Raw genomic sequence first — 22,931 nt, 5'->3', positions numbered from 1 at the left:
GCGCTCAGGCGAACAGCTCGGCGAGCAGCTCGGGGCCGATGGCGATGGGGGCGGGGCGGTAGGCGGGTGGCTGCGTGCCCATCAGCTCGCGCACCAGGAAGTCCCAGCCGCGCCCCCGGACGTAGGCCAGGCAGTCGATGAAGGTGTGCTCGGCCCCGGGCACGATGAGCAGCTCGAAGTCCTTGTCGGCGGCGAGGAGCCGGTCGGCCAGCCGCAGCGTGTGGTCCGGGTGGACCTGGTCGTCCATTTCGCCGTGGATGAGGAGGAGTTTGCCCGCCAACTGGTGTGCGAGGTCCACGTTGGAGGCACGGGCCCAGGCCTCGGGGTTGTTCGCGCCGTCGTACGTCTCCACGAAGCCCAGGTTGAAGTAGCGGGCGTCGTGCGAGCCGGAGAGGGCGACTCCGGCCTTGTACACCTCGGGGAAGTCCAGCATCGCCCGCGCCGCGGCGAACCCGCCTCCGGAGTGGCCGAACGCGCCCACCCGGTCCAGGTCCATCCACGGCCGGGTCCGGGCCAGCTGCCGCAGCGCCGCGACGTGGTCGGCCAGGCAGCCCGCGTCGGCCAAGTGGCCGTAGGAGGCGTCGTGGAAGGACTTGCTCCGCCCTGGGGTGCCTCGCCCGTCCAGCGCGACCACCACGAAGCCCAGCGCCGCGAGGGGTTCCGCGTCGAGGCCCATCCCGCCGGGGTCGAAGCACGGGGCGACCCGGTTGACCTGCGGGCCGGGGTAGACGTTGTCCACCACCGGGTAGCGCTCGGCGGGGTCGAACCCCCGCGGCCGGTACAGCACCCCGTAGATGTCCGTCACCCCGTCTGCCGCCTTGACGCGGAAGCGTTCCGGCGGCGTCCAGCCGGTGGCGGTGAGCTTGCCGATGTCCGCGCGTTCCAGGTCCACCACCGTCTCCCCGGTCCAGTCGCGGACCGTCGTTACGGGAGGGGTGCCGACCGTGGACGCGGAGTCGATGAAGTACTGCTGGTGGTCGGGGAGGGTGACGACGTGGTCCAGGTCGTCGTCGGTGACCTGGGCGAAGCCGGAGCCGTCCAGGCCCACCCGGCACACCGTGCGCCGGTACGGGTCCTCTTCGACCAGGCCGGAGGCGGTGAAGTACACCACCCGCCCGGCCTCGTCGACGCGCAGGATCTGCCGCACCGCCCACGGTCCGGAGGTGACCTGCCCGAGCAGCGCGCCGGTGCGCAGGTCGTACCGGTACAGGTGGCCCCAGCCGTCCCGCTGCGAGTACCACAGCACTTCGTCGGCCAGCACCCGCACGATCGGCGGCTCGTACATCCACTGGTTGGGCTCCACACGGGTGGCGCCGGTCTCGCTGAGCACCGTGGTGACCTCGCCGGTGGCCGGGTCCAGCCGGTGCAGGGTGAGCGTGCGCAGGTCGCGGGGCCGGTCGAGGTAGTACACCGCCGAGCCGTCCGGAGCCCACCACGCCCACTTGGTGGTGATCGGCGACAACTGCGGCATGAGCAGCGGCTCGGCCTGCGCGCGGACCACCGTGCCCTCGGCGACGTCCAGTACGACCAGCTCGGCCCGCGGCATGTTCTCGTCCCCGGCGTAGGCGTACCGCTGGGTGTGCAGGAGGGGCGCGCCGCCGTCGGCGGGCCGGGCCTGCACGAGGTGGGTCCGGCGGACGTCGCGCTCATCGGTCCGGTGCGCCAGCACCTTCGTCGAGTCGGGCGACCAGGCCACCGCGGGCGGCAGGTGCGGCAGGCCGATCTTGCGCAGCAGGGTGCCGTTGCTCGTGGAGTCCGGGCCGGAGCCGTACTGGTGGTCGGGCTCGCCGTCGGTGGTCAGCGCCCACTCGCGGCCGTCGGACAGCGAGCGCGCCCACAGGTCGTGCCCCCGCCGGGACACCGCGAACTTCTTGTCGGGTGAGAGCACCTCCAGCGGGTTGCCCGGCGGCGTGAACTCGGCCCGCTCGCAGGCGTAGCTGTCCAGGCGGCAGCGCCAGTACTCGCCGAACGCGGCGAACTCCACGGCGTTCCCGGCCAGCTCCATGGCCATGAACGGCAAGGCATCGGGGTCGACCTGCTGCCCGGAGGCCGCGGCCAGCGCGGCGGCGAGCAGAGTGTGGTCGAAGACCGGCTCGCGGGTGCCCGCCGCCGGGTCGACCAGCACGAACCGCCTGCCGACGCCATTGCTCACCGTGTACCAGAAACGGGCGCCTGCGTCGATCCACTGCGGCCTGACCTTGTCGCCGATGACGAGCTCGCCGGGGCGGGCGGGGCGGCGGAGGAGTTGCTCCGCGGCCTGGTAGTCCTGAGTGGTGCTCATTCCTCTTGTTCTTCCTCGGTGTCGGTTGTGGGCATGGTGACGCCGCGGTGGCGCCATCACGGCCGGGGTGATGAGGGCGTGGGAGGGCTGGTCAGAGGCTGCGAGCGGTGATGTCGCCGTAGGCGGTGGTCGCGTGGATGTTCAGGCCGGCGGCGGCGCCGTCGGTGTTGTCGAGCGCGTTGTGGATCCGGCCGTAGGTGGTGCCGGCGTCGAGGGAGGCGGAGGCTCCGCGGGCGGCGCCGACCGAGATGTCGCCGTGCTCGGTGCGCAGTTCGACGGTGCCGGTCACGGCTTCGGTGATGTGGAGGTCGCCCTTCTGGGTGCTGATCTGCGCGGGGCCGCCCAGGCGGCCGACCGAGATGTCGCCGGCGAGGAGGGTGAGGCGGGCGCTTTCGGCCTCGTCGAGCTTGACCGTGCCGTGCGCGGTCTCGAGGGCGACGTCGCCGAGCCGTCCGATGCCGCGGAACTCGGCGCTCGCCGCCTTCGCCTCGATGCGGGAGCCGGCGGGCAGCTGGATGGTCACCTCGACCGACCCGGAGGAGCCGAGGAGCTGGTTCTTCGCCGGCGAGGCTTCGATCCGCAGGACGCCGTCGCGGTACGCGACCGCGGTCTGTTCCGCCGCCTTCACGTCGCGGCTCTTCGAGGCGTCCGCGGGCAGGACCTCGACGGTGGTGTCGGCGCGGTCGGCGGCGATGAACCGGATGCGTCCCGCGGGGATGTCGAGGACGGCGGCGATCGGGGCGGGGGTGTTGAACTTCTGCATCGTGCTTTCCTTCGGCTCGTTGTTTCTGACGAGGGAAAAGCTACGTTGCATTTAAAAAGTCTTCAACAAGTTCGTTGCGCATTATTGTTATCAATGCAGGTCAGAGCCAGGAAATCGTTGCAATGGTCCTTGAGATTAATGCAACGACGGCCGCCTTCGTTGCAATGGATTGCGAGTGAAGGCTCACACCGGGCGCATACCGGTCAGTCCCAGACCATCGAGTCGGTGCCCGGGGCCGGCGTCGTGGTGGTGGCAGCCGTGGTCGTGGTGGGGGCGGGGGCGTGGGCTGTTCGTCGGCCGAGGCGGTCTGGGCCAGGAGGAGCGGGGTCAGGACGGCGGTGGCGATGAGCAGCGTGGTCCTGGTGGCGGCGGTCAGCTTGGACATGGGGTCTCCTCGAAGATCGGGTGAGCGGTGGGTTCCAACTGCCGTGCATGCGGCGGCTGTTGTTACGTTCCGTTCGGTTGTCTCTCGGGCGTCCCCGGTGTTGGTTATGAGTTTTCCCCGGTGCGTGGCGGCTCGGAGGGGATGAGGGCAGGACGGAAACGGCACTGACCGTTTCCGTCCCGTGGGGGCGGAAACGGTCAGCGCGGGTGCCGTCAGGACGTCGCGGCCTTCTGGACGATGAAGCCCTCGATGTAAAGGCGGTCCAGAGAGGTGCGCAGGAAGGTCTCCACCGCGGTGCGGGGGTCCATGATCAGGGGCTGGCCCTTGACGTTGAAGGAGGTGTTGACGACGCAGCCGGTGCCGGTCTCCTCCTTGACCGCCTTGAGGAGCGACCAGAAGGGGGCGTTGTACTCGCGCCGCACCTCCTGGATGCGGGCGGAGCCGTCGGCGTGGACGATTCCGGACACGGCCGCGCGCTGGCCCTCGTGGACCTGGGCGGTGCAGAGCATGTAGCGGGTGGGGGCGAGGGCGGGGGTCTTGAAGAGCCGGTCGAGGTCCTCGTCGAGTACGGCAGGTGCGAAGGGCGGAAGGGCTCGCGGAACTTCACCAGGCTGTTGATGCGCTCCTTGATGCGGTCGCCCTTGGGCAGACCCAGGATGGACCGGTTGCCGAGGGCGCGGGGACCGAACTCCATGCGCCCGTGGAACCAGGAGATGATGCGGTCCTGGGCGAGGTCCTGGGCGGCGGAGGCGTAGTAGGCGTCGGTGAGTCCGGCGTACGTCCACTCGACGTCGCCGGCCTCGGCGCGCTGCTCCAGTACGCGGCGGACCTCGTCGGCCGTGTACGAGGGGCCGGTGTAGGGCTGGAAGCCGGCCGGGTCCGCGGCGTAGGGGGTGCCGAGCTGCTGGGTGACGTACAGGGCGCTGCCGAGCGAGGTGCCGTCGTCCCCCGAGGCGGGCTGGATGAAGGCGCGCTCCACGGCCGGGATGTCACATATCCACTGGTTGGCCTTGCAGTTGAGGAAGGTGCCGCCGGCCAGGCAGAGGTTCGTCTCGCCCGTGCGCGCCAGCCAATGCGTGACGAGTGCGACGAGCATCTCGGTGAGGCGGGCCTGGAGGGCGGCCGCGAAGTCGGCGTGGGCGGGGACGACGGTGCCGTCCCTGCTGGGGGGTCGGCGGGAAGGCGAGGCCCGCGAGGTACTCCATGGCCCTGGGGTAGCCGAGTTCCGGGTTGCGCAGGGCGCCCTGGGGCCAGTTGACGTGGATCGAGCCGGTGGTGTCGTCGAAGGTGACGAGGTCGGCGAAGAGCTCGCGGAAGGGGGCGGGTCCCCGTAGGCGGCGAGGTCGCGGGCTCGGGAAAGGGTCAGGCCTGTGCGGTCCTGGCTCCGGTGGCGGCTATCGCCGCGTCAGGGCCGCCCTGGGAGCGGGGGGTCTTCTCTCCTACCCGGCGCGGCTCGATCGTGCGGGGGTCGACCGCCTCGCCGGGGGCGCCTTCCTGGTAGAGCCCGTCGGGTTCGGTGTCCCTGTCGTGCGGGAGCAGGAAGAAGACGCGGCGGAGCTGGAGGCCGCTGTCGGGGTCGGCTTCGGCGTGTTCGTCGAGTTCGCTGTATCCGACCATGCGCCCGTCCCGGGCGTAGCGGGGCTTGCCGCGGCGCCGGGCGGTCTTGTCGAGCGCTTGGCGGACGTAGTCGAGGTCGTCGGGGTTCTCCAGCCACACCACGGTGCTCTCGTGGAGGAGGTCGCTCTCGTTCAGCAGCGAGCTCATGGCCGCAGCCCCTTTTCGTTGTCGACGGCCGGGTGGGGGCCGGGGTGGGTGGGACGGGAAGGGACCCGTGCGGGGATACCGGGTCCATCGTAGGGAAGTGCGCTGCCGGCGCGTAGGGCGTGTGGACTAGACATGTCCGGGCTCGGATTCGTCTTCGGCCAGGAGGGCGAGGCCGGGGTAGTACTTCTTGCCGCTCGACTTCATCATGTCGGCTGGTGAGGCGAGGGAGAGTTCTTGCCGCACCCGGGTGGCGAAGGCGCGCGCGGTCGCGGGGCGGATCCCCTCCCCGGCGCTGCACCAGCTGCTGTAGGCGGCGTAGAGCAGGCCCTGTTCGACCTTGAGGTCGCCCGGGCCTCGCTCGCCGCCGCGACTGGTCGTGGCGTCGGTGGCGCAGCATTCCGTGAGGAAGCGCCCGATGTGGTCCTCGGTCGTCGCGTACGCCTGGGTCGCCGTGCGTACGGAGGCGGGGCCTGCCAGCGGGTCGCGGGTGGCGAGGTAGTGCTGGGCTCCCTCGATGAGCCAGTGCAGGATGCCGGGGCCTTCGCTCTGGACGAGCTCCTTGGCCAGATTGTCGATCTTGCGTGCTGCGGGAACGACCCGTTCGAAGGGAATGAGGCGGATACGGCGCCAGAAGGCGTGCCCGCCGGACGCCACCTCGGGACGGTGGTTGCCCAGCAGCCACAGCTTGTGGGTGGGGTTGAAGCTGAAGAAGTCCTGCCTCATCCTGCGGGCCATGATGCGGTCGCCACCGGTCAGCAGCTTCACGCGGGACTCGTCGAACTTGTCGTTGGGCTTGAGTTCGCTGCAGACCACGATGCGCCGGCCATGGAGCTCGGTGAGTTCCGTGGAGTGCTCGGAGAACTTGCCCTTCTCCATCAGGAATCCGGGCGGGGCGGCCTGCGCGTAGTCGCCCAGGATCTGCGTCATGACGTCCAGGAGGACCGACTTGCCGTTCGCGCCGGTGCCGTAGAGGAACGGCAGGACCTGCGCACCGACGTCTCCGGTGACGGAGTAGCCCAGGAGCAGGTGGAGGAACTGGATGGTCTCCAGGCCTCTGGCGTCGTCCCCGAACGTGTCGTGCAGGAAGCGGTGCCAACGAGGGGTCGGCATGGCTTCCGGCGCGACGCTCGTGGCGCGCGAGTGCATGTCGCGTTCGGGGTCCGGTTTGCGCAGGACGCCGGTGTGCAGGTCCACGACCCCCGCGGGGGTGCACAGGGCGTACGGATCGCCGTCCAGGACGTCCGGGTCGAGAGCGAGCGCGGGCGAGGCCTTCGCCTGGGTCAGCATGGCCTTGATCCCGGGCGTCGACATCGACCTCCGCCGGTGCGCGGCCAGGTCCCGGTCGCTGAACAGTCCGGTGGGGTCGGTGGGAGGCATCTGCTCGGCCATGTCGCCGGCCGCCCACACCGCGGACTTCTCACCTCCGGTGCGCTTCCAGCGGTACTGGTTCCAGTGGTACCAGCCCAGGCCCTCGACGTGGCGGAACTGGTCCCCGTACATCACCGCGAAGAGCTTGGCGTTGCCGCGGTCGGAGAGCAGGCCGGGGAGCCGGCCGGCCGACCGGGTCTGCTCCTGCACCGTGGCGGTGCTCTGCTTCTGGGCGGGCAGGTTCGCCGCCCCCTGCGGGTCCTGGAGGTCGAGCATCTGCTGGGCGGCGGCTGTGGCGTCAAAACGCGGGCCGTCGGCGCTGCTCATGTGCGTCCTTTGAGGTGAAGCGGCCGGCTGAGTCCGGCGGACAGGGCAGAGGTGATGACGGCGAGGCTGCGGTGGCTCTGGTGGGGGCGTGCGGCGTCGGCGGCCGCCGTCAGGAGCTCGCGGGCCTGTGCGTCGGTGAGGTGGCCCGCGGAGACCAGGCCGCCGGCGGTGTACGCGGCCCGGTTCAGCTTCTCCGTGAAGCTCGCTCCGTGTGCGACAGCGCCGCAGCCCTCCACCTCGGACAGCAGTGGTTCCAGCAGGCGGTGAGCCGCTGTGCCGTCCGGCTTCGACACGCGCCGTGGTGCGGGTACCGGGGGGCGGGCGGGCTTGTCCGCAACCGCGTGCCCTGTTCGTCGCAGCTCTGCCGCGAGCCACTCCGGCAGGGGGGCCGGCAGTCGGACCGATCCGACGGGGACGTACGTGCCCGCGGTCGTCCGGGTGGCCGGGGCGACGATGTAGCCGCCGGTGGCCCGTACGTCGACCTGCCAGGCGAGCGCCACCTTGGGGCTCGACCCCGTCGAAGACCGGTAGCGGATTCCGGACGGCGGGGCCTGGTACCAGATGTGGAGCCCGCCCGAAGGGGTCCTGACGCGCAGGGTCGTCCCGTCCTCGGCCGGGTTCTCCTGCTTCCGGAAAGCCGCGAGCAGGGCCAGGGTGTCGAAACCGGAGGCCAGACCTTCCAGGTTGACCTGTTCGTGGATCTCGATGCCCGGCAGGAGCCGCGTTCGGTCGGGGACTTGGGCACTGTGTGCGTCGACGTCGAGGACGACGAGTCCTGCGGGACCGCAGGAAACTCCTACGCCGAAAGCCGGCTGCGTACCCCACCAGGCGCTCAGCCGGGCGTGCTCGGTGGTCGCGGCGTGGAAGCCGTGGCACCACGCGCCGTCGGCCAGGCAAGGGCAGCCCTGTGGAGGGTGCGCCGCGGGCGGGCAGGTGTCGCAGTTGGCCGCGGGTGTCTTGCGTCCCGGAGCCAGCGGGTGCACGGGCCAGCCCCGGGCTGCACACCAGAGAGCGACATCGAGGGGACTGACGCTCTCCGCCGGCGCTGCTTTTCTGCTCTCACCATGGCGCGGCACGCGGATCGTCCTTGTCGAGGGGCCCGGGAGTTGATTCAGTCCCTCGGCAAAAGCCCTGTTCAGAGGACCAGGACCCTCCCGAGAGGGACTGAAGGGACTGAGTTTCCGAATGAGAGCCAGAGCCTACCCCACGGGGTGCGGCTTTCGCTGTTGTCGCATCAGTTCTTCAGTCCCTTCAGTCCCTTGGGGACCTGCGCCGCCAAGGGGTCGGAAACTCGGCGCCCGACCGCGGCTCTTCCGCGGCCCGGGCGTGTCGGGGGGCCCCGTGCTCGTCGTAGTCCTGACGAGGGACCGTCCCTCTTCGGTCCCTCGTTCAGTCCCTCCGACAAAATCCCAGGTCACAGGGATTTTTGCCCCCATTGAGGGACTGAAGGGACTCAAAAGTGCCAGTTATGAGCGCTCCAGAGTCAAGGAGCCTTCTTCGCGCGGGCACATACGCACGCACACGCACACATGTAGGGGGAACTGGGCTTTTCAGTCCCTTCAGTCCCTTCGGTCCCTCCGCGATTACGTCGGCAACCCCCTGACCTGCGGGTTCAGTACGGACGAAGCGAGGGACCGAAACAGACGAGGGACCGAGCCGCACCACGGGCAGCGCCTGACCGGGCATGCGGTGGCGAGGGGGTGGCAAGGGAGAGACACTTTCGAGAGAGTCCTCCGGAGGCCCTGGTAGGCCCCGTAGTCCTAGCTCGGACACTAGGGAGCAAGTAACCCGCCGGTAGCTTTCAGGACCTGCGACGTGCAGGGCTTTCCCGGTGGCCTCGGGCATGAACAGCGGGATGCCGATCTGTTCGCGTCCTGGGGCGTGGACTACCTGAAGTACGACAACTGCAACAACAACGGCGTGGATGCGCGGCAGCGCTATACGGCGATGGCGAACGCTCTGAAGGCCACGGGCCGGCCGATCCTCTTCAGCATCTGCGAGTGGGGCGAGAGCCGGCCCTGGAAGTGGGCGCAGGACGTCGGCAACTCCTGGCGCACCACAGGGGACATCAGCGACTCCTGGTCCAGCATGATCCCTGGTCGCCGACAGCGGCCGTGTCACCGGCGCGGACGCGGCGAAGTCGCTCACCGCGGACCTGACCGGCGGGCTGGAGCTGAAACTGGTCGTCACGGACGGCGGCGACGGCATCGACCACGACCACGCGGACTGGGCCGCACCCCGGCTCACCTGCGCCTGAGCACCGGTGCCGGGGGCCGCACGCTTCGTGCGGCCCCCGGCAGTGGCCGCCCACGTCGGCGCGCCTCGCCTGTCCCGGCGGGATCACGGACCCGCACCTGCCGGTCCCGCCACCCGTCTGATGCGTCAGTGCAGCTGCTCCGGCCAGTCCGCGGGGACCTTGTCCCGGGGGCCCGGGGTCGGCTGGGAGGCCGGATGCGAGGTGGGCCCCGGCAGCTGCGGGCCTTCGTAGTACTTCCCGGTGTCGATGTTCCAGAACCAGTCCTCGACCTGGCTCGCCGGCAAAGGTCTCACCCTGGGCACCTGCACACAAGCCGACCTCGAACGCTGGATGACCAATCCCGCCTTCCGCTACCGCGACGAGACCGGCCACTTCCCTGGTCCGTACAGCACCGCCATGCCCACGACCTCACCTGCGGCGCCATCCGCTGGACCGGCCCACAGGGCACGATCGACAGCGAAAAACGCTGGGCCGACGCCCGCCGCCTCCTCAACGACAATGAGCTGCCCACCGCGGACCGAGTCGCTGGACTGCTGTTGATCCTCTACGCACAGAAGATCGCCACCATCAGCCAACTCACCATCGATGAAATCGACATCACCGGCGAGACCGTCGCGATCACCTTCGGAACCTCGCCCGTCGTCCTTCCGATGCCGCTGGGCACTCAGGTCCGCGAGCTCGTCGCACCCCGACGCGGCAAGGCCAAGATCGGCACGCCGGACGACACCCCCTGGCTCTTCCCCGGAGGCCAGCCCGGCCGTCCGCTCAGCGACAGCCAGGTCGGTCTGAGGCTGCACAAGATCGGCGTTCGGCCCCAACAGGACCGATCTACTGCCCTGTTCACCTTCGCCGCCGAACTCCCCGCCGCCCTCCTCGCCCGGATGCTCGGAGTCCACATCCAAGTCGCGGTCCAGTGGCAGAAAGCATCCGGCGGCGACTGGGCCGCTTACGCAGACGAGATCAGCCGCCGAAAGAAGGACTGATGAAAGCCTCCATAGCAATCGCGCAATTTCCCATCACCTGGGACATCGAGCGAAATCTCGCGGCCATCACCTCGCTCCTGGCAGACGTTCAGCCAGACGAGATCGTCGTACTCCCCGAAGGTGCGCTGTCCGGCTACGGCGCCGACCTCTCAGCCCTCGAACGCCTACCGCCCTCGGCCCTCGCGCATGCCATGGACCGCCTCGCAGAGCTAGCTCAGCGCAGAGCCATCCACCTGTTCTGCGGCACTTTGCTATTCGAACGTGGCGCTTGGAGCAATGCCGCCCTCTACTTCTCTCCGGACGGCACCCGCTGGACCTACCGGAAGATTAACCTGGCGATGAACGAGCGAGGCCAACTCGATGCAGGCTCTGAGTTCTCGCCGCTCACGATCCACCTGGCGAGCGGACCCATCACGCTCGGCGTCCAGATTTGCCGGGAGATCCGTTTCCCCGAGCAATGGCAGCATCTAGCCGACCGCGGAGCACGGGCTTTCATCTACCTCACCCATGCAGCCAACCCTTCCGAGCCCGCAGGGGTCTGGCGGAGCCACCTCATCAGCCGCGCAGCGGAGAACCAACGGTTCGTCCTGGCAGCCAACGTGGCAGATCCTCACCAGCACTGCCCCAGCATGGTCATCTCACCGAGAGGAGAGGTCCTCGCCGAGGCGAACTCTGGCGAGTCCACCGTAATCAGAACCACGATCGACCTTGACGAGTCCGCCAATTGGTACCTCGGCCAGCGCCGACGGGACCTACTCAAGACGAGCTATCAAGATCGAACAAACGTATAGCAATGGGACGACTGGAGGGCCCCTACGGCCAGGCATTCCGAGAGTTCCAATACCCCACTCCACCATTAGCCTCGATCGTTCATGAGTCCTCGTCGGTTCGCTGACGGGGACTCTGTGCTTGCGAGGTGCGGAATTTCGTGGGCTGGGGCAGGTTGGCGGCCCGGCTGTCGCGTCGGGTGGGCGCCGGGGTTCCACGGCTCCGGGATGTTGCTGTGGCTCGTCGGGACGGTCGGAGTTGCTGGTCAGCCGGGGTTCGGCAGGGCTGCGAGTCGCTGGATCGCGCGGGTGATCACATCCGTCCAGGGCCATCGGGCGGTGAAGCGGAGCCAGCGGCGGCGGCCGGTGGTGACCAGCTGGGCGGCGGCAGAGAACAGCCGCAGGCGAAGCCGTTTGGGTTCCCAGCGGCGGGTTTCTGCAGTCAGGGCGAGCATCGGCATCCAAGCGAGGAGGTCGAGTGCGATCTGGACGATCTCCAGCCAGATCTGGTTCTGCGCGGTGTCGTGCAGGGGCAGGTTGCGCAGACCGGTGTCGAGGCCGTTTCGGATGCGGTCCTCGCAGCGGGCCCGTCGGCGGTGACGCAGTTCGAGGTCGGCGAGCTGGCCGCCTTGGGTGTTGGTCGCGAAGCAGGTCAGCCGCAGTCCGTCGAGGTCGGTGAAGCGCAACTGGGCGCCGGGGTGCGGCCGTTCCTTACGGACGATCAGCCGCATGCCCTTGGGCCACGCGCTCAGGCCGGGCATGTCGGTGATCTCCGCGACCCAGGCGCCGGGCCGCTCGGTGCCGCCGGCGTCGTAGGCCGGTGTCCACGCCCGCTTCGGGATCTTCAGGACGGCCTGGTGAATGGCGTCGGTGATGGTCATTCCGACGGAATACGACAGCCACCGGCCCCGGCGGGAGAGCCAGTCGAGGAAGGCATGAGTGCCGCCGGCGGAGTCGGTGCGGATCAGTGTCTGTCGACCCCGCCGCAGGTGTTTGGGGAGTTGGGCCAGGGCGAGTTGAGTGGTGGTGATGTGATCGCTCGCGGTGTTGGAGCCTGCGTTGCCGGGCCGCAGCAGCGCAGCCACCGGCTCTCCGGAACCGGCCTGGCTGTGGTCGACGAACGCGACGAGCGGATGATGGCCGAAGGTCTTCTTCCAGGTCGCGGTGGCGTCCTGTTTCTCGGAGTGCGCATGGACCAGCACGCCGTCGATGTCCACGATCACGTGACCGTCGGCGGCCGGACCGTTCGCCCCGGCCAGTCCCCAGACCCGCGACCGTACTTCTGCCCGCGCCGACCGGATCGCGGTGAGCGCCCTCGGACCGGCTGCGGCAAGGACGTCGATGAGCCGGGAGACCGTCGGGTCGGATGCCACCGGGCCGAACACGTCGGGCTCGGCCCGCAGCATGGCGGCATCGGCGAGGCAGTCCCCACCCAGAGCCGTCGCGAGCGCGACATCCAGCAGGACTTTGCCCGGGTCGTGCACCGCCCGCGGCTTGCGCCACGGCGCCAATGCGGTCGATATCGCCGTGTCTAGACCGGACTTGCGGACCGTCTCGACCAGCAGCACCGCCCCGGCCTGCGAGACCGTCCCGCTGCCACCGCCCTCGACGCGGACACGCGGGTACAACCCGATACGCTTGCTCACCTGGAGAGTGCTTCTTCCCGTGCAGCCAACAGGACCCTAGACAAGTCCCATCGTTGCAGGTCAGGAGCACTCTCCGCTTATTTGATCAAGCATCGGACAACCCGCCTCGTGAAAGCGCGAGGCTAGGCCGGCCGCTTCGCCTACACAGCAGGCCTAGGCTACGGGGACGCATCGCCGAGAGGAGCAGCCCGTTTCGCGCAGGCCCAAGGTCGACTACCCGGAAGAGGTACGGCAAGCACTCCTCGACGACCTCGCTTTGGCACGGGACCTATGGGTCACAGCAGAGCAGGCGTCGTTGACCTTATGAGGGTGGTGGGCGATGGGCGATCGTCCCAGGTCAGCGCCACACGGGCTCGATGAGACTTGGGTCGAACCTCCGTCTCCCTCGTCCGGCCGAATGGATCAGCAGGGCGGACAGGCTGCGCAAGATCAATGCTTGCTGGGCGCTCGATGGGCAGGGACCGGAAGTCCTCCCCGATGTCGGCGGTCAGAGCCTCCGCCTGCTGCCGTTCCTTGTTGAACCGTCCGCATTCGAGCTTCAGCTCATCTCGCCGCCGCTCAAGGCCCGCGCACGGCGCGGGCGCGCGCCGCCTCTGCGGCGCGGCCTGCCTCCTGTCTCCGCCCCGGCTGGCCGCGGTACGTACTGCGGGCGGAGGAAGGAAACCCGCTGTGGCTGGGGCGGTCGGCTCCACGGCTTTAGGCAGCCACCATGGGGGCGAGCCTCGAAGATCACGGCCCCGTAAGCGGTTCAGTACCAGAAGGCCTTGAGGACCGCGTGGCCGCTCGGGGCTCGCTCCGGAGGCTCCTTGCGCCTCACGCGTTTGCGCAGGTCAGGGTCGCGCGAGCGGACCCCGCTCGGACCGCTTCTCTCGATATGGATGCCTCTCTTGATATGCACGCCGCAATGCGCGAGGCTGGATATCAGGGTATTTATCCCAACACTGTGGAACTGGGCAGTTGGTGGTGCTGAGCAGCGGCTTGGCGGTGCGCGACGCGATGTTGCAGGTTGTCGCTGGCTTGTAGGTGTGCCGCACTCGATTCACCGCACAGTCCACAGAGGAATCAGCCGGCGACACCGCAACGCTCGAGCTTGGCCCGACGCACCTTCGACGGACGCACGTCCGTGGGAAAGGAGATCGTCGTGCGTGCCAAGCGAACTTTGGTGCTGCTCAGCCCAGGACTCGTCGCCTCCCTTGCGCTCTCACCGGGCATCGCCACGCAGGCCTCGGCCTCCCCGGCTCCGGCGCAGGCAGCGGTGGCAGCGCCGAGCATCCATTACCACGTCGGGCAACCAAAGCCACCACCGGACCCCAATTCCCAAGAGGCCTATGACCGCGGGTACGAAGTGGGCGCTAGCCTCGGCCTTGACACAGCCATACAAGACAGGAAGAAGGGGCGGGCCGGTAACCCTCGCCTCCTTTCTCCCTACTCCTACGGCAAAACCCGATATGAAAACGGAAGGGCCGACGGCTTCATTGTGGCATACAACCTTCACATAAAAGAGAAAAAGCCTGCTGATCCCCCTCTGTTCCCGCCGATACCACAAGAAGAAATCTCGCCGATACCGGGTGAACGGCCTGCGAACCCTCCGCAGGAAGAGGAAGAAGAACAGCCTGCGAACCCTCCGCAGGAACAGCACGAACAACAGCCTGCGAACCCTCCGCAGGAACAGCACGAAGAACCGCAGGAAGAATAACCGTGGCCCGATAGCGGCTGATGACCGGCGCTAGCCTCGATCTTTCGTGAGGGTCCGTCAGTTTGCTGACGGACCCTCTTCGGTTTCAGGGATCTGGCATTTCGGGGTGTGGGCAGGTTGAGGGCCCGGCTGTCGCGTCGGGTGGGCGTCGGGTTCCACGACTCCGAGGTTTGATCTGGATCGTCGGGGTGGGGGTCGCTGCTGGTCAGCCGGGGTTGGGGAGGGTGTCGAGCCGTTCGAAGGCGGCGGTGATGACGTGCGCCCATGGCCAGTGGCGGGTGAACCGTAGGTAGCGGCGGCGTCCGGTGTTGATCAGCTGGGCGGCGGCGGAGAACAGCCTCAGCCGCGTCCGGCGAGGCTCCCAGAGCCGGGCCTTCCCAGTGAGCGCGAGCATCGGCAGCCAGGCCAACAGGTCCAGGGCGATCTGGACGATCTCCAGCCAGAGCTGGTTCTGCGCGGCCTGGTGCAGCGGGAGGTTGCGCAGGCCGGTGGCGCGGGCGGCGCGGATGCGGTCCTCGGCGCGGGCCCGCTGGCGGTGGCGCAGCTCCAGCTCTGCGATGGGGATCTCGTTGGTGTTGGTGGCGAACGCGGTGAGCCGCAGACCGTCGGCGTCGGTGATCCGCAACTGGGCTCCGGGGTGCGGGCGTTCCTCGCGGACGATCAGCCGGATACCGGTCGGCCAGCCCTTCAGCACGTCGCCGTCCAGTTCAGCGACCCAGGCGCCGTCGCGTATCTCGCCGTCCGGCTCCACGGCGGGCGTCCAGGCCGAGGCCGGGATGGTCAGCACCGCTTGGTGGATGGCGTCGGTGATGGTCATCCCGACCGAGTACGACAGCCAGCGGCCACGCCGGGCGAGCCAGGCCACGAATTCATGGGTGCCGCCGCCGGAGTCGGTGCGGATCAGGGTCTGGCGTCCGCGCCGGTAGCGTTTCGGCAACTGGGCCAGGGCGAGCCGGGCGGCCTCGATGTGGTCGGCGGCGGTGTTGCTGCCGGCGTTCCCGGGCCGCAGCAGGCCGGCCACGCCGGATCCGCCCCGGCCGTGGTCGACGAACGCCATCAGTGGATGGTGGCCGAAGGTCTTCTTCCAAGTCGCGGCGGCGTCCTGCTTGTCGGAGTGCGCGAGCACCAAGACCCCGTCGATGTCCACAATGACCTGACCGTCGGCATCCGGCGCCCCCGCACCGGCCAACTCCCATACTCGCTCACGCGCTTCCTGGCGGGCGCCGCGGATGGCCTGCAGGGCGCGTGGTCCGGCCGCGGCGAGAGCGTCGATCAGCCGCGAGACCGTGGGGTCGGAGGCCACCGGCCCGAACACCGCCGGCGCCGCCCGTAGCATGCCCACATCGGCCAGGCAGTCCCCGCCCAAAGCGAGCGCGAGTGCCACATCGAGCAGCACCTTGCCCGGATCGTGCACCGCCCGGTCCTTGCGCCACGGCGCCAACGCCGCCGATATCGCGCCGTCCAGACCCGTCTTGCGGACGGTCTGAACCAGCAGCACACCGCCCGCCTGGCTGACCACCCCGTCGCCGCCGCCCTCGACACGGACATGCGGATAGGACCCGATACGCTTCTTCACCTGGGGAGTGCTTCTTTCCTCGCAACCGACAGGACCCTCAACAAGCCCTATCGTTGCAGGTCAGGAGCACTCCTCGCGTTTGTGATCACGTCTTGGGCAGCACACTCGTGAAAGCCCGAGGTTAGTTGCAGTCGATCGCCCCGGGGCCGTCCTCGCGATATGGCCCCGGGGCTTCGGAAGGCACGCAATCCGCCCCAGGATGGCGGAAGGCACCGGGTGGAGCCCCAACTGAGCTGATTCCAACCGGCGGAGACAACTCAGTCCTCAAGGGACCGCGGCAACCGTCCTGCTTATCAGAGTGTTCGCGCCGTCACTTCAGATGAACTGCGCCGCCGATGCGTACGTTCGGGTGGTCTGTACGGCCCAACTCCCCGACGACGAGTGACGACATAACGGTCACCTCGTAGCTTTGGCGGCAAATGACGGTGGTTCGGACCCCGGGTCTTGCCGGCACCGCCCCCGGGGCTCCCACGTGCCAGCCACCCGCCACCGGCCGGATCCGTCCCATCCCATCCCAACTCCTGAGATGTGACCAAGTGAAACGCAGGCGATTGTGGGCAGGGCTCGGCGCAGCGGCCGCGGTGGCCGCGGTGGCCGCCGGAGCGGCCGTCTGGGCGAGTCTCTCCCAGCCGGACGCGGACTCCGAGTCCGCGTCGGCGCCCCGGACCCTGTCGAAGGCCCATGTGCTCGTGCAGACCGGCATTCTGCAAGGGAAGTACCAGGATCTCCATGGGGCCGAAACCAGCTTCAAGCGAGCGCTCGAGCTGGATCCGGGCAACAAGCTCGCCTGGTACAACCTGGGTGTCATCGCGCAGCAGGACGGCAGACCGTCCGATGCCCGCGACGCCTACGACAAGGCGTTGAAGATCGATCCCAAGTACACGTCCGCCCTCTACAACGAGGCGGTACTGCTCAAGTCGAGCGAGCCCGACCGGGCCATCAAGCTCCTGAGACGCGCGATCGCCGTCAACCCGAAGGCTTCCACGGCCCATCTGCAACTCGGGCAGGCGCTGGCGAAGAAGGGCCGCGACGACGAGGCGCGGGACGCGTTCCGCCGCGCCGTGGCAGTCGATCCCGCGCTGCATTCCCACGTACCGGAGCCGTTCAAGGATTCCGCAAGCCCATCACCGACCAAGAGCCAGGCAGGTAGCACCAAATGACGTCGACTGCGACACCGAGGTTCTCCGTTTTCACCCCCAGCCACCGGCCGCGTTTCCTCGACGAGTGCCTGGCGACCTTGCAGGCGCAGACCTGCTCGGACTGGGAGTGGATCGTTCTGCTCAACAACGGCACCCGGTGGCGGCCGGAGCGGCCCGACGAGCGTGTCCGTGTGGAGATCGCGGACGACGTCCGCGGCGTCGGAGCGGCCAAACGCAGGGCCTGCGAACTGGCGCGCGGCGAGATCCTCGTGGAACTCGACCACGACGATCTCCTGGCAAAGGCGTGCCTGGCGGAGCTCGGCAAGGCGTTCGACGCGCATCCCGACGTCGTTTTCGTCTACAGCGACACCGCGCAGATCACCGAGGACGGGAAGCGGAACGAGTCCCGATACAGCGAGAAGTTCGGCTGGCAGTACGAGGAGGTCCGCGTCGACGGCCGCAAGCTGCTGCACACCAAGTCCATGGATCCGACGCCGCACAACGTCTCCTACATCTGGTACGCGCCCAACCACGTGCGGTCGTTCCGCAGGGACGCGTACGAGAAGGTCGGCGGGTACGACGCCACCCGTACGGTCCTGGACGACCAGGACCTGATGTGCCGTCTCTTCCATGTCGGCGACTTCCACCACATTCCCCGCTGCCTGTACCTCCAGCGGATCCACTCCGCGAACACCCAGAAAGACCCGGAGATCAACGCACACATCCAGCGCGAGACGGTCGCCCTGTACGACAAGTACATCGAGGCCAACGCCCTCGCCTGGACCCAGCGCCGCGGACTGGTCGCGCTGGACCTCGGCGCGGCCCACCGGAAGCCGCCCGGCTACCTGGGCGTCGACCAGTATCCGGGAGAGGGCGTGGACATCGTCGCGACCCTGCCCGACAAGATGGACCTGCCCGACAACTCCGTCGGCCTGATCCGGGCGGTGGACTTCCTCGAGCACGTGCCCGCGAAGGTGCCGCTCATCAACGAGCTGTACCGGCTGCTGGCGCCCGGGGGCATGCTCCTCACCATGACCCCCAGCTCCGACGGCCGCGGCGCGTACCAGGATCCGACACACGTCGCCTTCTACAACGAGAACTCCTTCTGGTACTACACGGACAACCAGTACCGCGCCTTCGTGCCCGAGATCGAGGCCCGGTTCCAGAAGTCACGGCTGGTCACCTACTACCCGACCGACTGGCACTCCAAGAACAACATCTCCTACGTCGTGGCGAACCTCATCGCGATGAAGGAGGACGCCCCCCGGTGTGGCGGGCTGCTGCAGGTCTAGGCCCTGGACGCGTGAGGCGCCCGGCGGGACTGTCAGGTCCCGCCGGGCGCCTCACGCGTTCCCCGGGCGCGTTACGCGCTCAGGACGGTCGCCTCGGTCGTCGCCGTGCTCTCCTTCAGGTCACCGGGCGTCCGTCACTCCCTCGTGCCGCAGTGGCCAGAGCGGCGAAGGCAGGCGTGTCCAGGGCAGCGGCGAGCTGATCCTCCCATTGCGGGAGGGGCACGAGGCCGGTACGCGGCCAGCTGCTGTGACCGAGTACACCGAATGCCGGTCGGGCAGCGGGGCGCGGGAACTTCTCCGATCCGACCGGGCGGATCCGCTCGGGATCGAGACCGCTGAGACGGAAGGTCTCCCGCGCCAGGCCGTACCACGTAGTGTGGCCGGCCGCCGTGCCGTGGTAGATGCCTGCCGGTGCCCGCCCGGCCAGTGCGGCACGGCCGAGGGCGGCCAGCTGCCGGGCGAGGGCACGGGACCAGGTCGGCTGGCCGTGCTGGTCGGCCACCACGTCGAGCGTCTTGCGACGAGCGGCGAGTTCGAGCATGGTGGCCACGAAGTTGGGGCCGTGCGAGCCGTAGAGCCAGGCGGTGCGCACGATGTAGCCGGTGCCGGGCATCAGCTCGACGACTGCCCGCTCCCCTGCCAGCTTGCCTCGCCCGTACGCGTTGACGGGCCTGGTCGGCGCGTCCTCGGGATACGGCTGCCGGGCGTCACCCGGGAACACGTAGTCGGTGGAGACGTGCAGCAGGAGGGCGCCGCTGCCCGCGCAGGCGCGGGCGAGATGGCGGACGCCCGTGCCGTTCACGGCCGTGGCCGCCGCCTCGGCCTGCTCGGCGCGGTCGACGTCCGTCCAGGCGGCGCAGTTGACGACCACGTGGTGACCGGCGACGGCCGCGTGCAGGGCCGTCGGTTCGGTGATGTCGAGCTGGTCACGGCTCAGTCCTGTCACCGCGGCGTCCGGATCGGCACCGAGTTCTGCCAGCACGTCCTGGCCGAGCATCCCGCCCGCACCGGTCACCAGCCAGCTCGTGGCCATCACAGCTCCGCCCTCGCCTTGAGCGGCTCCCACCAGGACCGGTGTTCGCGGTACCAGGCGACCGTGGCGGCCAGGCCTTCCGCGAAGTTCACCTGGGGGGCGTAACCGAGGTGCTCACGGATCTTGCTGTCGTCCAGCGAGTAGCGCAGGTCGTGGCCCTTGCGGTCGGCCACGTACTCGACCCGGTCCCAGCCTGCGCCGACCGCGTCCAGCAGCAGGCCGGTGAGCTTGTGGTTGCTCACCTCGGTCCCGCCGCCGATGTTGTAGATCTCCCCGGCCCTGCCGCCGTGCAGGACGAGTTCGATGCCCCTGCAGTGGTCGGAGACGTGCAGCCAGTCGCGGATGTTGCGGCCGTCTCCGTACAGGGGGACCGACTTCCCGTCGACCAGGTTGGTGATGAAGAGCGGGATGACCTTCTCGGGGAACTGGTACGGCCCGTAGTTGTTGGTGCACCGGGTGACCACGACGTCCAGGCCGTGGGTGCGGTGGTAGGCGAGCGCCAGCAGGTCGGCGCCGGCCTTCGACGCGGAGTACGGGGAGTTCGGCGCCAGCGGCCACTCCTCGGTCCATGAGCCCTCGCTGATGGAGCCGTAGACCTCGTCGGTGGAGACGTGCACGAAGCGGCCGACGCCGTGCCGGTGTGCCGCGTCCAGCAGCACCTGGGTGCCGGCCACATTGGTGCGGACGAACGGGCCGGCCCCTTCGATCGACCGGTCCACATGCGACTCGGCCGCGAAATGCACCACCGCGTCCTGGCCCGCCATGACCTGGTCGACCACGTCGGGATCGCAGATATCACCCCGGAAGAAGCAGTAGCCCGGGTGCTGTGCCGTCGGCGCCAGATTGGCCTCGACCCCTGAGTAGGTGAGTTTGTCGAGCACCGTGATCCGCGCCGTCGGGTCCGAATTCAACTGCCGACGGACGTACTCCGAACCGATGAATCCGGCGCCGCCGGTCACAAGGATGCGCATGGTTCTCCGTAGCTGTTGCTGCCCGGCGTTCAGAACCGGGGGTTATTTCTCTTGCGAAACCCGGATCGCGGGCGTCGGGCCGGCGCATGCTGTGAGGCCGCGGGCGCGGGCGGAATGCGGACGGTGCCCGCGAAGCCGAAGCCTCGGGGCACCGCCCACTCATTCCCAGATGAAGCGGACGGCCTATACCGCACCGCCGCTCACATGGGAGTCAGTCCACATCCTGGCAGATCGCGTAGGCGGTGAACGTCTCGCCGACGGCGAGTGTGGCGGTGGCCTGCCACCCCTCGGGTTCAGCGTCGTCAGTGGTGGGGATCGGCACACTCCGCTTGACGTTGACGGTAAGGCTGCCGCCAGCATCGAAGCCGCCGCCGGTGGCAACGTCGTTACCCGGGCAGGTGGCAGTCGACGTGACTGCCAGGATGCCGTCGGAGGTCTCCGTGGTGCCCTGCTGGATGTAAAGGTCAAGCTCCGACGAGCCCTGGTTGCCCTGGAAGCCCTGGTTGCCCTGGAAGCCCTGGTCGCCCTGGTTGCCCTGGAAGCCCTGGTCGCCCTGGTTGCCCTGGAAGCCCTGGAAGCCCTGGTCGCCCTGGTTGCCCTGGAAGCCCTGGTCGCCCTGGTTGCCCTGGAAGCCCTGGAAGCCCTGGTCGCCCTGGAAGCCCTGGTCGCCCTGGTTGCCCTGGAAGCCCTGGAAGCCCTGGTCGCCCTGGTTGCCCTGGAAGCCCTGGAAGCCCTGGTCGCCCTGGTCGCCCTGGTTGCCCTGGAAGCCCTGGTCGCCCTGGTTGCCCTGGGCACCCTGGAAGCCCTGGAAGCCCTGGTTGCCCTGGAAGCCCTGGTCGCCCTGGTTGCCCTGGTTGCCCTGGAAGCCCTGGTTGCCCTGGTTGCCCTGGGCGCCCTGGAAGCCCTGGTCACCCTGAGCGCCCTGGTCACCCTGAGCGCCCTGGTGGCCCCGCTTGCCTTGCGGTCCGCGCTTACCATGGCCCCGGTCCCTGTCGGGGTCGGCACTCACAGCGCCGTTCGGGCCCGGCAGTCCCAGGGTGTGCTCGGTGCCGGACCGGTGGATCGCGTCGGCGATGGCCGTCGTGCTCGGGACAAGGTTGAGCACCACGGCGAGTGTGCCCACCGAAACCAGCGTGGCGGTTTTCATGCGGGAACTACGGAGGGTTTTACGACTCACCAGAGAACCTTCCTCACAGAACTTGGAGTGACCACACCGCAAGTGTGCACACCCTATAAGTGCGCTCATTTCGCATGCGCGTCGCGGCACCCATAGCCACGGCCAGAGTCATTCTTCACTCTCATCGATTTGATGATTACTCGCCGACCCGTGTCGTGATCGAAGATCACCCGAGCGGCCGCGAAACCATCAGGCACCTCGTGAATCGTTTGACTAAATCGTCGTGGCAGAACTCCGCACATGCGCTTACGTCGACGCCACCGCGGCAGGCCGTCCATCGGATTGGCCCGCTCGCAGACCTCGGCGAAAGGCGACGCACTCCCCGTAGGAATGCAACAGACCCTGCCGCTCCGCCTCCGCGAGTTTGGGCGCCGCCGCATCCTTCTCGGACAGCTCAGGCGTGAGGTCTTCGGGCCAGGCGATGGCCAGCGCCGGGTCCAACGGGTGAGTCCCGAACTCACGCTGCGGCGCGTATCCCTGCGAGCACAGGTAGACGACGGTGGAGTGATCCTCCAGCGCCATGAAGGCGTGGCCAAGCCCTTCCGCGAGGTAGACACTCCGGTGCTCCCTGTCGTCGAGCCGAACCGCCTCCCAGGTGCCGAAGGTGGGGGAGCCGGTGCGAATGTCGACGACCACGTCGAGGACGGCGCCGCTGACACAGGTGACGTATTTGGCCTGCCCCGGCGGGACCGACGCATAGTGAATGCCACGAAGGGTGCCACGCACGGAGCGAGAGCAATTCGCCTGTCCCGTTGGCCCTCAAGGCCGGTACAGGCACCGGCCCGTCGGCGCGGCATTCACCTCGGCTCCGCCAGGGCCTGGTCGGAGGCGTCCGCCGGGGTGCGGGGACGGGGCATCGAGAGAAGCGGCGCGAGGTCGAGCCGCTTGTCCATCTCCAGGCGGAAGGTGCCGTACGGGTTGATGTTGGACCAGAACAGCGCGGTGAGCCCGCGCCGGTCCTCGTCCGAGAGCTTCTTCGTCCAGGCCGGTTCGGCGAGGACCTGCTGAAGCAGCAGCGTGTTGACGTGCACGAGCGCGGACTGGAGCAGGTGCAGGGCGAGCATGGAGGTCTCGGCGTGTTCCTTGTCCGGGCCGGTGAGCGCGCCGCCCTTGCCGTAGTGGAGCACGGTGTTCGCCGAGTTCCAGTTCTCCACGACCTGGAGCCCGCCGTGGATCTCCCGGCGCAGGTCGGGAGCGGCGAGGTAGTCGCAGGCGAAGACCGTACGGACCGCGCGGCCGAGTTCTTCGAGCGCAGCGTACGTGGGGTGTTTGGGTCCGCCGCGGGTGAAGCGCCGCAGCACTTGCTCTGCCTCCGCCGTCCCCAGTCGGAGTGCAGTGGCGTACTTGACCATCTGGTCGTACTGCTGCTCGATCAGGTCCCACTTGATGGCCCGGGTCAGGGAGGCGCCGAGCGCCGGCCAGCCGGGCGGGTCGTCGTCCGGGCGGTACAGGCGGATGCTGCCGATGTTCTTCAGCCGGGGCAGCAGGCGGACCGGAAGCCGACCC

Annotated in this window: 18 protein-coding genes and 3 pseudogenes; 7 read left to right on the top strand and 14 right to left on the bottom strand. The window is 68.7% G+C overall.

What is annotated here, in order from left to right; all coding sequences use genetic code 11:
* Positions 1-4 precede the first annotated feature (4 nt).
* The 6 genes and pseudogenes from ACGFYQ_RS31525 to ACGFYQ_RS31500 form a co-directional block, all read right to left on the bottom strand.
* Entirely contained in the window at positions 5-2,281 is a 2,277-nt protein-coding gene (locus ACGFYQ_RS31525; RefSeq protein WP_393749584.1) for a DPP IV N-terminal domain-containing protein, read from the bottom strand.
* Positions 2,282-2,372: 91 nt separating this feature from the next.
* The gene (locus tag ACGFYQ_RS31520) at positions 2,373-3,044 is read right to left on the bottom strand and encodes a DUF4097 family beta strand repeat-containing protein (RefSeq protein ID WP_393749583.1); all 672 of its coding nucleotides are present in this window, start codon (positions 3,042-3,044) and stop codon (positions 2,373-2,375) included.
* Positions 3,045-3,641: 597 nt separating this feature from the next.
* Positions 3,642-4,795 (bottom strand): annotated as a pseudogene (locus tag ACGFYQ_RS31515) (carbamoyltransferase C-terminal domain-containing protein).
* Complete coding sequence (locus tag ACGFYQ_RS31510) at positions 4,792-5,193, bottom strand: DUF6009 family protein (RefSeq protein ID WP_393749582.1); 402 nt, start codon at positions 5,191-5,193, stop codon at positions 4,792-4,794. The pseudogene ACGFYQ_RS31515 and the gene ACGFYQ_RS31510 overlap by 4 nt, the downstream one beginning before the upstream one ends.
* Before the next feature lie 126 nt (positions 5,194-5,319).
* Complete coding sequence (locus ACGFYQ_RS31505) at positions 5,320-6,888, bottom strand: phage/plasmid primase, P4 family (protein ID WP_393749581.1); 1,569 nt, start codon at positions 6,886-6,888, stop codon at positions 5,320-5,322.
* The gene (locus ACGFYQ_RS31500; RefSeq protein ID WP_393749580.1) at positions 6,885-7,964 is read right to left on the bottom strand and encodes a bifunctional DNA primase/polymerase; all 1,080 of its coding nucleotides are present in this window, start codon (positions 7,962-7,964) and stop codon (positions 6,885-6,887) included. Before ACGFYQ_RS31500 ends, ACGFYQ_RS31505 begins: the two co-directional genes overlap by 4 nt.
* A gap of 727 nt (positions 7,965-8,691) precedes the next feature.
* Between ACGFYQ_RS31500 and ACGFYQ_RS31495 the strand changes: the two are divergent.
* Both ACGFYQ_RS31495 and ACGFYQ_RS31490 read left to right on the top strand, forming a co-directional pair.
* Positions 8,692-8,982, top strand: a pseudogene (locus ACGFYQ_RS31495) (alpha-galactosidase); the annotation flags it as partial.
* A 1-nt stretch (position 8,983) separates the two neighbouring features.
* A complete protein-coding gene (locus tag ACGFYQ_RS31490) occupies positions 8,984-9,145 on the top strand; it encodes an NPCBM/NEW2 domain-containing protein (protein ID WP_393749604.1) in 162 nt (53 codons plus the stop codon).
* Positions 9,146-9,270: 125 nt separating this feature from the next.
* On the opposite strand, the gene ACGFYQ_RS31485 is transcribed toward ACGFYQ_RS31490, so the two are convergent.
* Positions 9,271-9,438, bottom strand: a complete 168-nt coding sequence (locus tag ACGFYQ_RS31485) for a hypothetical protein (RefSeq protein ID WP_393749579.1) — start codon at positions 9,436-9,438, stop codon at positions 9,271-9,273.
* A 243-nt stretch (positions 9,439-9,681) separates the two neighbouring features.
* Here ACGFYQ_RS31485 and ACGFYQ_RS31480 point away from each other — a divergent pair, with 243 nt between their 5' ends.
* Both ACGFYQ_RS31480 and ACGFYQ_RS31475 read left to right on the top strand, forming a co-directional pair.
* On the top strand, positions 9,682-10,128 hold the full coding sequence (locus ACGFYQ_RS31480) for a hypothetical protein (protein ID WP_393749578.1): 447 nt from the start codon (positions 9,682-9,684) through the stop codon (positions 10,126-10,128).
* Positions 10,128-10,919: a carbon-nitrogen hydrolase family protein gene (locus ACGFYQ_RS31475; RefSeq protein WP_393749577.1), complete on the top strand. Its 792-nt coding sequence runs from the start codon at positions 10,128-10,130 to the stop codon at positions 10,917-10,919. Before ACGFYQ_RS31480 ends, ACGFYQ_RS31475 begins: the two co-directional genes overlap by 1 nt.
* 242 nt (positions 10,920-11,161) lie before the next feature.
* Here the strand turns inward: ACGFYQ_RS31475 and ACGFYQ_RS31470 are convergent, their stop codons facing one another.
* Positions 11,162-12,541, bottom strand: a complete 1,380-nt coding sequence (locus tag ACGFYQ_RS31470) for an IS1380 family transposase (RefSeq protein ID WP_393749576.1) — start codon at positions 12,539-12,541, stop codon at positions 11,162-11,164.
* A gap of 1,141 nt (positions 12,542-13,682) precedes the next feature.
* On the opposite strand from ACGFYQ_RS31470, the gene ACGFYQ_RS31465 reads away from it, so the two are divergent.
* A complete protein-coding gene (locus tag ACGFYQ_RS31465) occupies positions 13,683-14,237 on the top strand; it encodes a hypothetical protein (protein WP_393749575.1) in 555 nt (184 codons plus the stop codon).
* A 205-nt stretch (positions 14,238-14,442) separates the two neighbouring features.
* Here the strand turns inward: ACGFYQ_RS31465 and ACGFYQ_RS31460 are convergent, their stop codons facing one another.
* Entirely contained in the window at positions 14,443-15,813 is a 1,371-nt protein-coding gene (locus ACGFYQ_RS31460; protein WP_393749574.1) for an IS1380 family transposase, read from the bottom strand.
* A gap of 536 nt (positions 15,814-16,349) precedes the next feature.
* On the opposite strand from ACGFYQ_RS31460, the gene ACGFYQ_RS31455 reads away from it, so the two are divergent.
* The gene (locus tag ACGFYQ_RS31455; RefSeq protein WP_393749573.1) at positions 16,350-16,973 is read left to right on the top strand and encodes a tetratricopeptide repeat protein; all 624 of its coding nucleotides are present in this window, start codon (positions 16,350-16,352) and stop codon (positions 16,971-16,973) included.
* On the top strand, positions 16,970-18,244 hold the full coding sequence (locus ACGFYQ_RS31450; RefSeq protein ID WP_393749572.1) for a glycosyltransferase: 1,275 nt from the start codon (positions 16,970-16,972) through the stop codon (positions 18,242-18,244). Before ACGFYQ_RS31455 ends, ACGFYQ_RS31450 begins: the two co-directional genes overlap by 4 nt.
* 115 nt (positions 18,245-18,359) lie before the next feature.
* Here the strand turns inward: ACGFYQ_RS31450 and rfbD are convergent, their stop codons facing one another.
* From rfbD to ACGFYQ_RS31425, 5 genes and pseudogenes are all read right to left on the bottom strand, one after another.
* A complete protein-coding gene (rfbD, locus tag ACGFYQ_RS31445) occupies positions 18,360-19,277 on the bottom strand; it encodes a dTDP-4-dehydrorhamnose reductase (RefSeq protein WP_393749571.1) in 918 nt (305 codons plus the stop codon).
* Entirely contained in the window at positions 19,277-20,248 is a 972-nt protein-coding gene (gene rfbB, locus ACGFYQ_RS31440; protein WP_393749570.1) for a dTDP-glucose 4,6-dehydratase, read from the bottom strand. Before rfbB ends, rfbD begins: the two co-directional genes overlap by 1 nt.
* A gap of 211 nt (positions 20,249-20,459) precedes the next feature.
* On the bottom strand, positions 20,460-21,395 hold the full coding sequence (locus tag ACGFYQ_RS31435) for a hypothetical protein (protein ID WP_393749569.1): 936 nt from the start codon (positions 21,393-21,395) through the stop codon (positions 20,460-20,462).
* A gap of 276 nt (positions 21,396-21,671) precedes the next feature.
* Positions 21,672-22,172: pseudogene (locus ACGFYQ_RS31430) on the bottom strand (dTDP-4-dehydrorhamnose 3,5-epimerase family protein); the annotation flags it as partial.
* A gap of 50 nt (positions 22,173-22,222) precedes the next feature.
* Entirely contained in the window at positions 22,223-22,909 is a 687-nt protein-coding gene (locus ACGFYQ_RS31425; RefSeq protein ID WP_393749603.1) for a Tn3 family transposase, read from the bottom strand.
* Positions 22,910-22,931 lie beyond the last annotated feature (22 nt).

It is taken from the genome of Streptomyces sp. NPDC048258 (assembly GCF_043201995.1).
Taxonomy (GTDB): Bacteria; Actinomycetota; Actinomycetes; order Streptomycetales; family Streptomycetaceae; genus Streptomyces.
Note: the sequence above shows the minus strand (reverse complement) of the source record. Positions and strands in the feature narration are given on the sequence as shown.

What these genes read in the sequence shown, in the direction of transcription:
- ACGFYQ_RS31525 (WP_393749584.1), bottom strand. Translation starts at nt 2,281, where the DNA reads ATGAGCACCACTCAGGACTACCAGGCCGCGGAGCAACTCCTCCGCCGC.
- ACGFYQ_RS31520 (WP_393749583.1), bottom strand. Translation starts at nt 3,044, where the DNA reads ATGCAGAAGTTCAACACCCCCGCCCCGATCGCCGCCGTCCTCGACATC.
- ACGFYQ_RS31510 (WP_393749582.1), bottom strand. Translation starts at nt 5,193, where the DNA reads ATGAGCTCGCTGCTGAACGAGAGCGACCTCCTCCACGAGAGCACCGTG.
- ACGFYQ_RS31505 (WP_393749581.1), bottom strand. Translation starts at nt 6,888, where the DNA reads ATGAGCAGCGCCGACGGCCCGCGTTTTGACGCCACAGCCGCCGCCCAG.
- ACGFYQ_RS31475 (WP_393749577.1), top strand. Translation starts at nt 10,128, where the DNA reads ATGAAAGCCTCCATAGCAATCGCGCAATTTCCCATCACCTGGGACATC.
- ACGFYQ_RS31450 (WP_393749572.1), top strand. Translation starts at nt 16,970, where the DNA reads ATGACGTCGACTGCGACACCGAGGTTCTCCGTTTTCACCCCCAGCCAC.
- rfbD (WP_393749571.1), bottom strand. Translation starts at nt 19,277, where the DNA reads ATGGCCACGAGCTGGCTGGTGACCGGTGCGGGCGGGATGCTCGGCCAG.
- rfbB (WP_393749570.1), bottom strand. Translation starts at nt 20,248, where the DNA reads ATGCGCATCCTTGTGACCGGCGGCGCCGGATTCATCGGTTCGGAGTAC.
- ACGFYQ_RS31435 (WP_393749569.1), bottom strand. Translation starts at nt 21,395, where the DNA reads ATGAAAACCGCCACGCTGGTTTCGGTGGGCACACTCGCCGTGGTGCTC.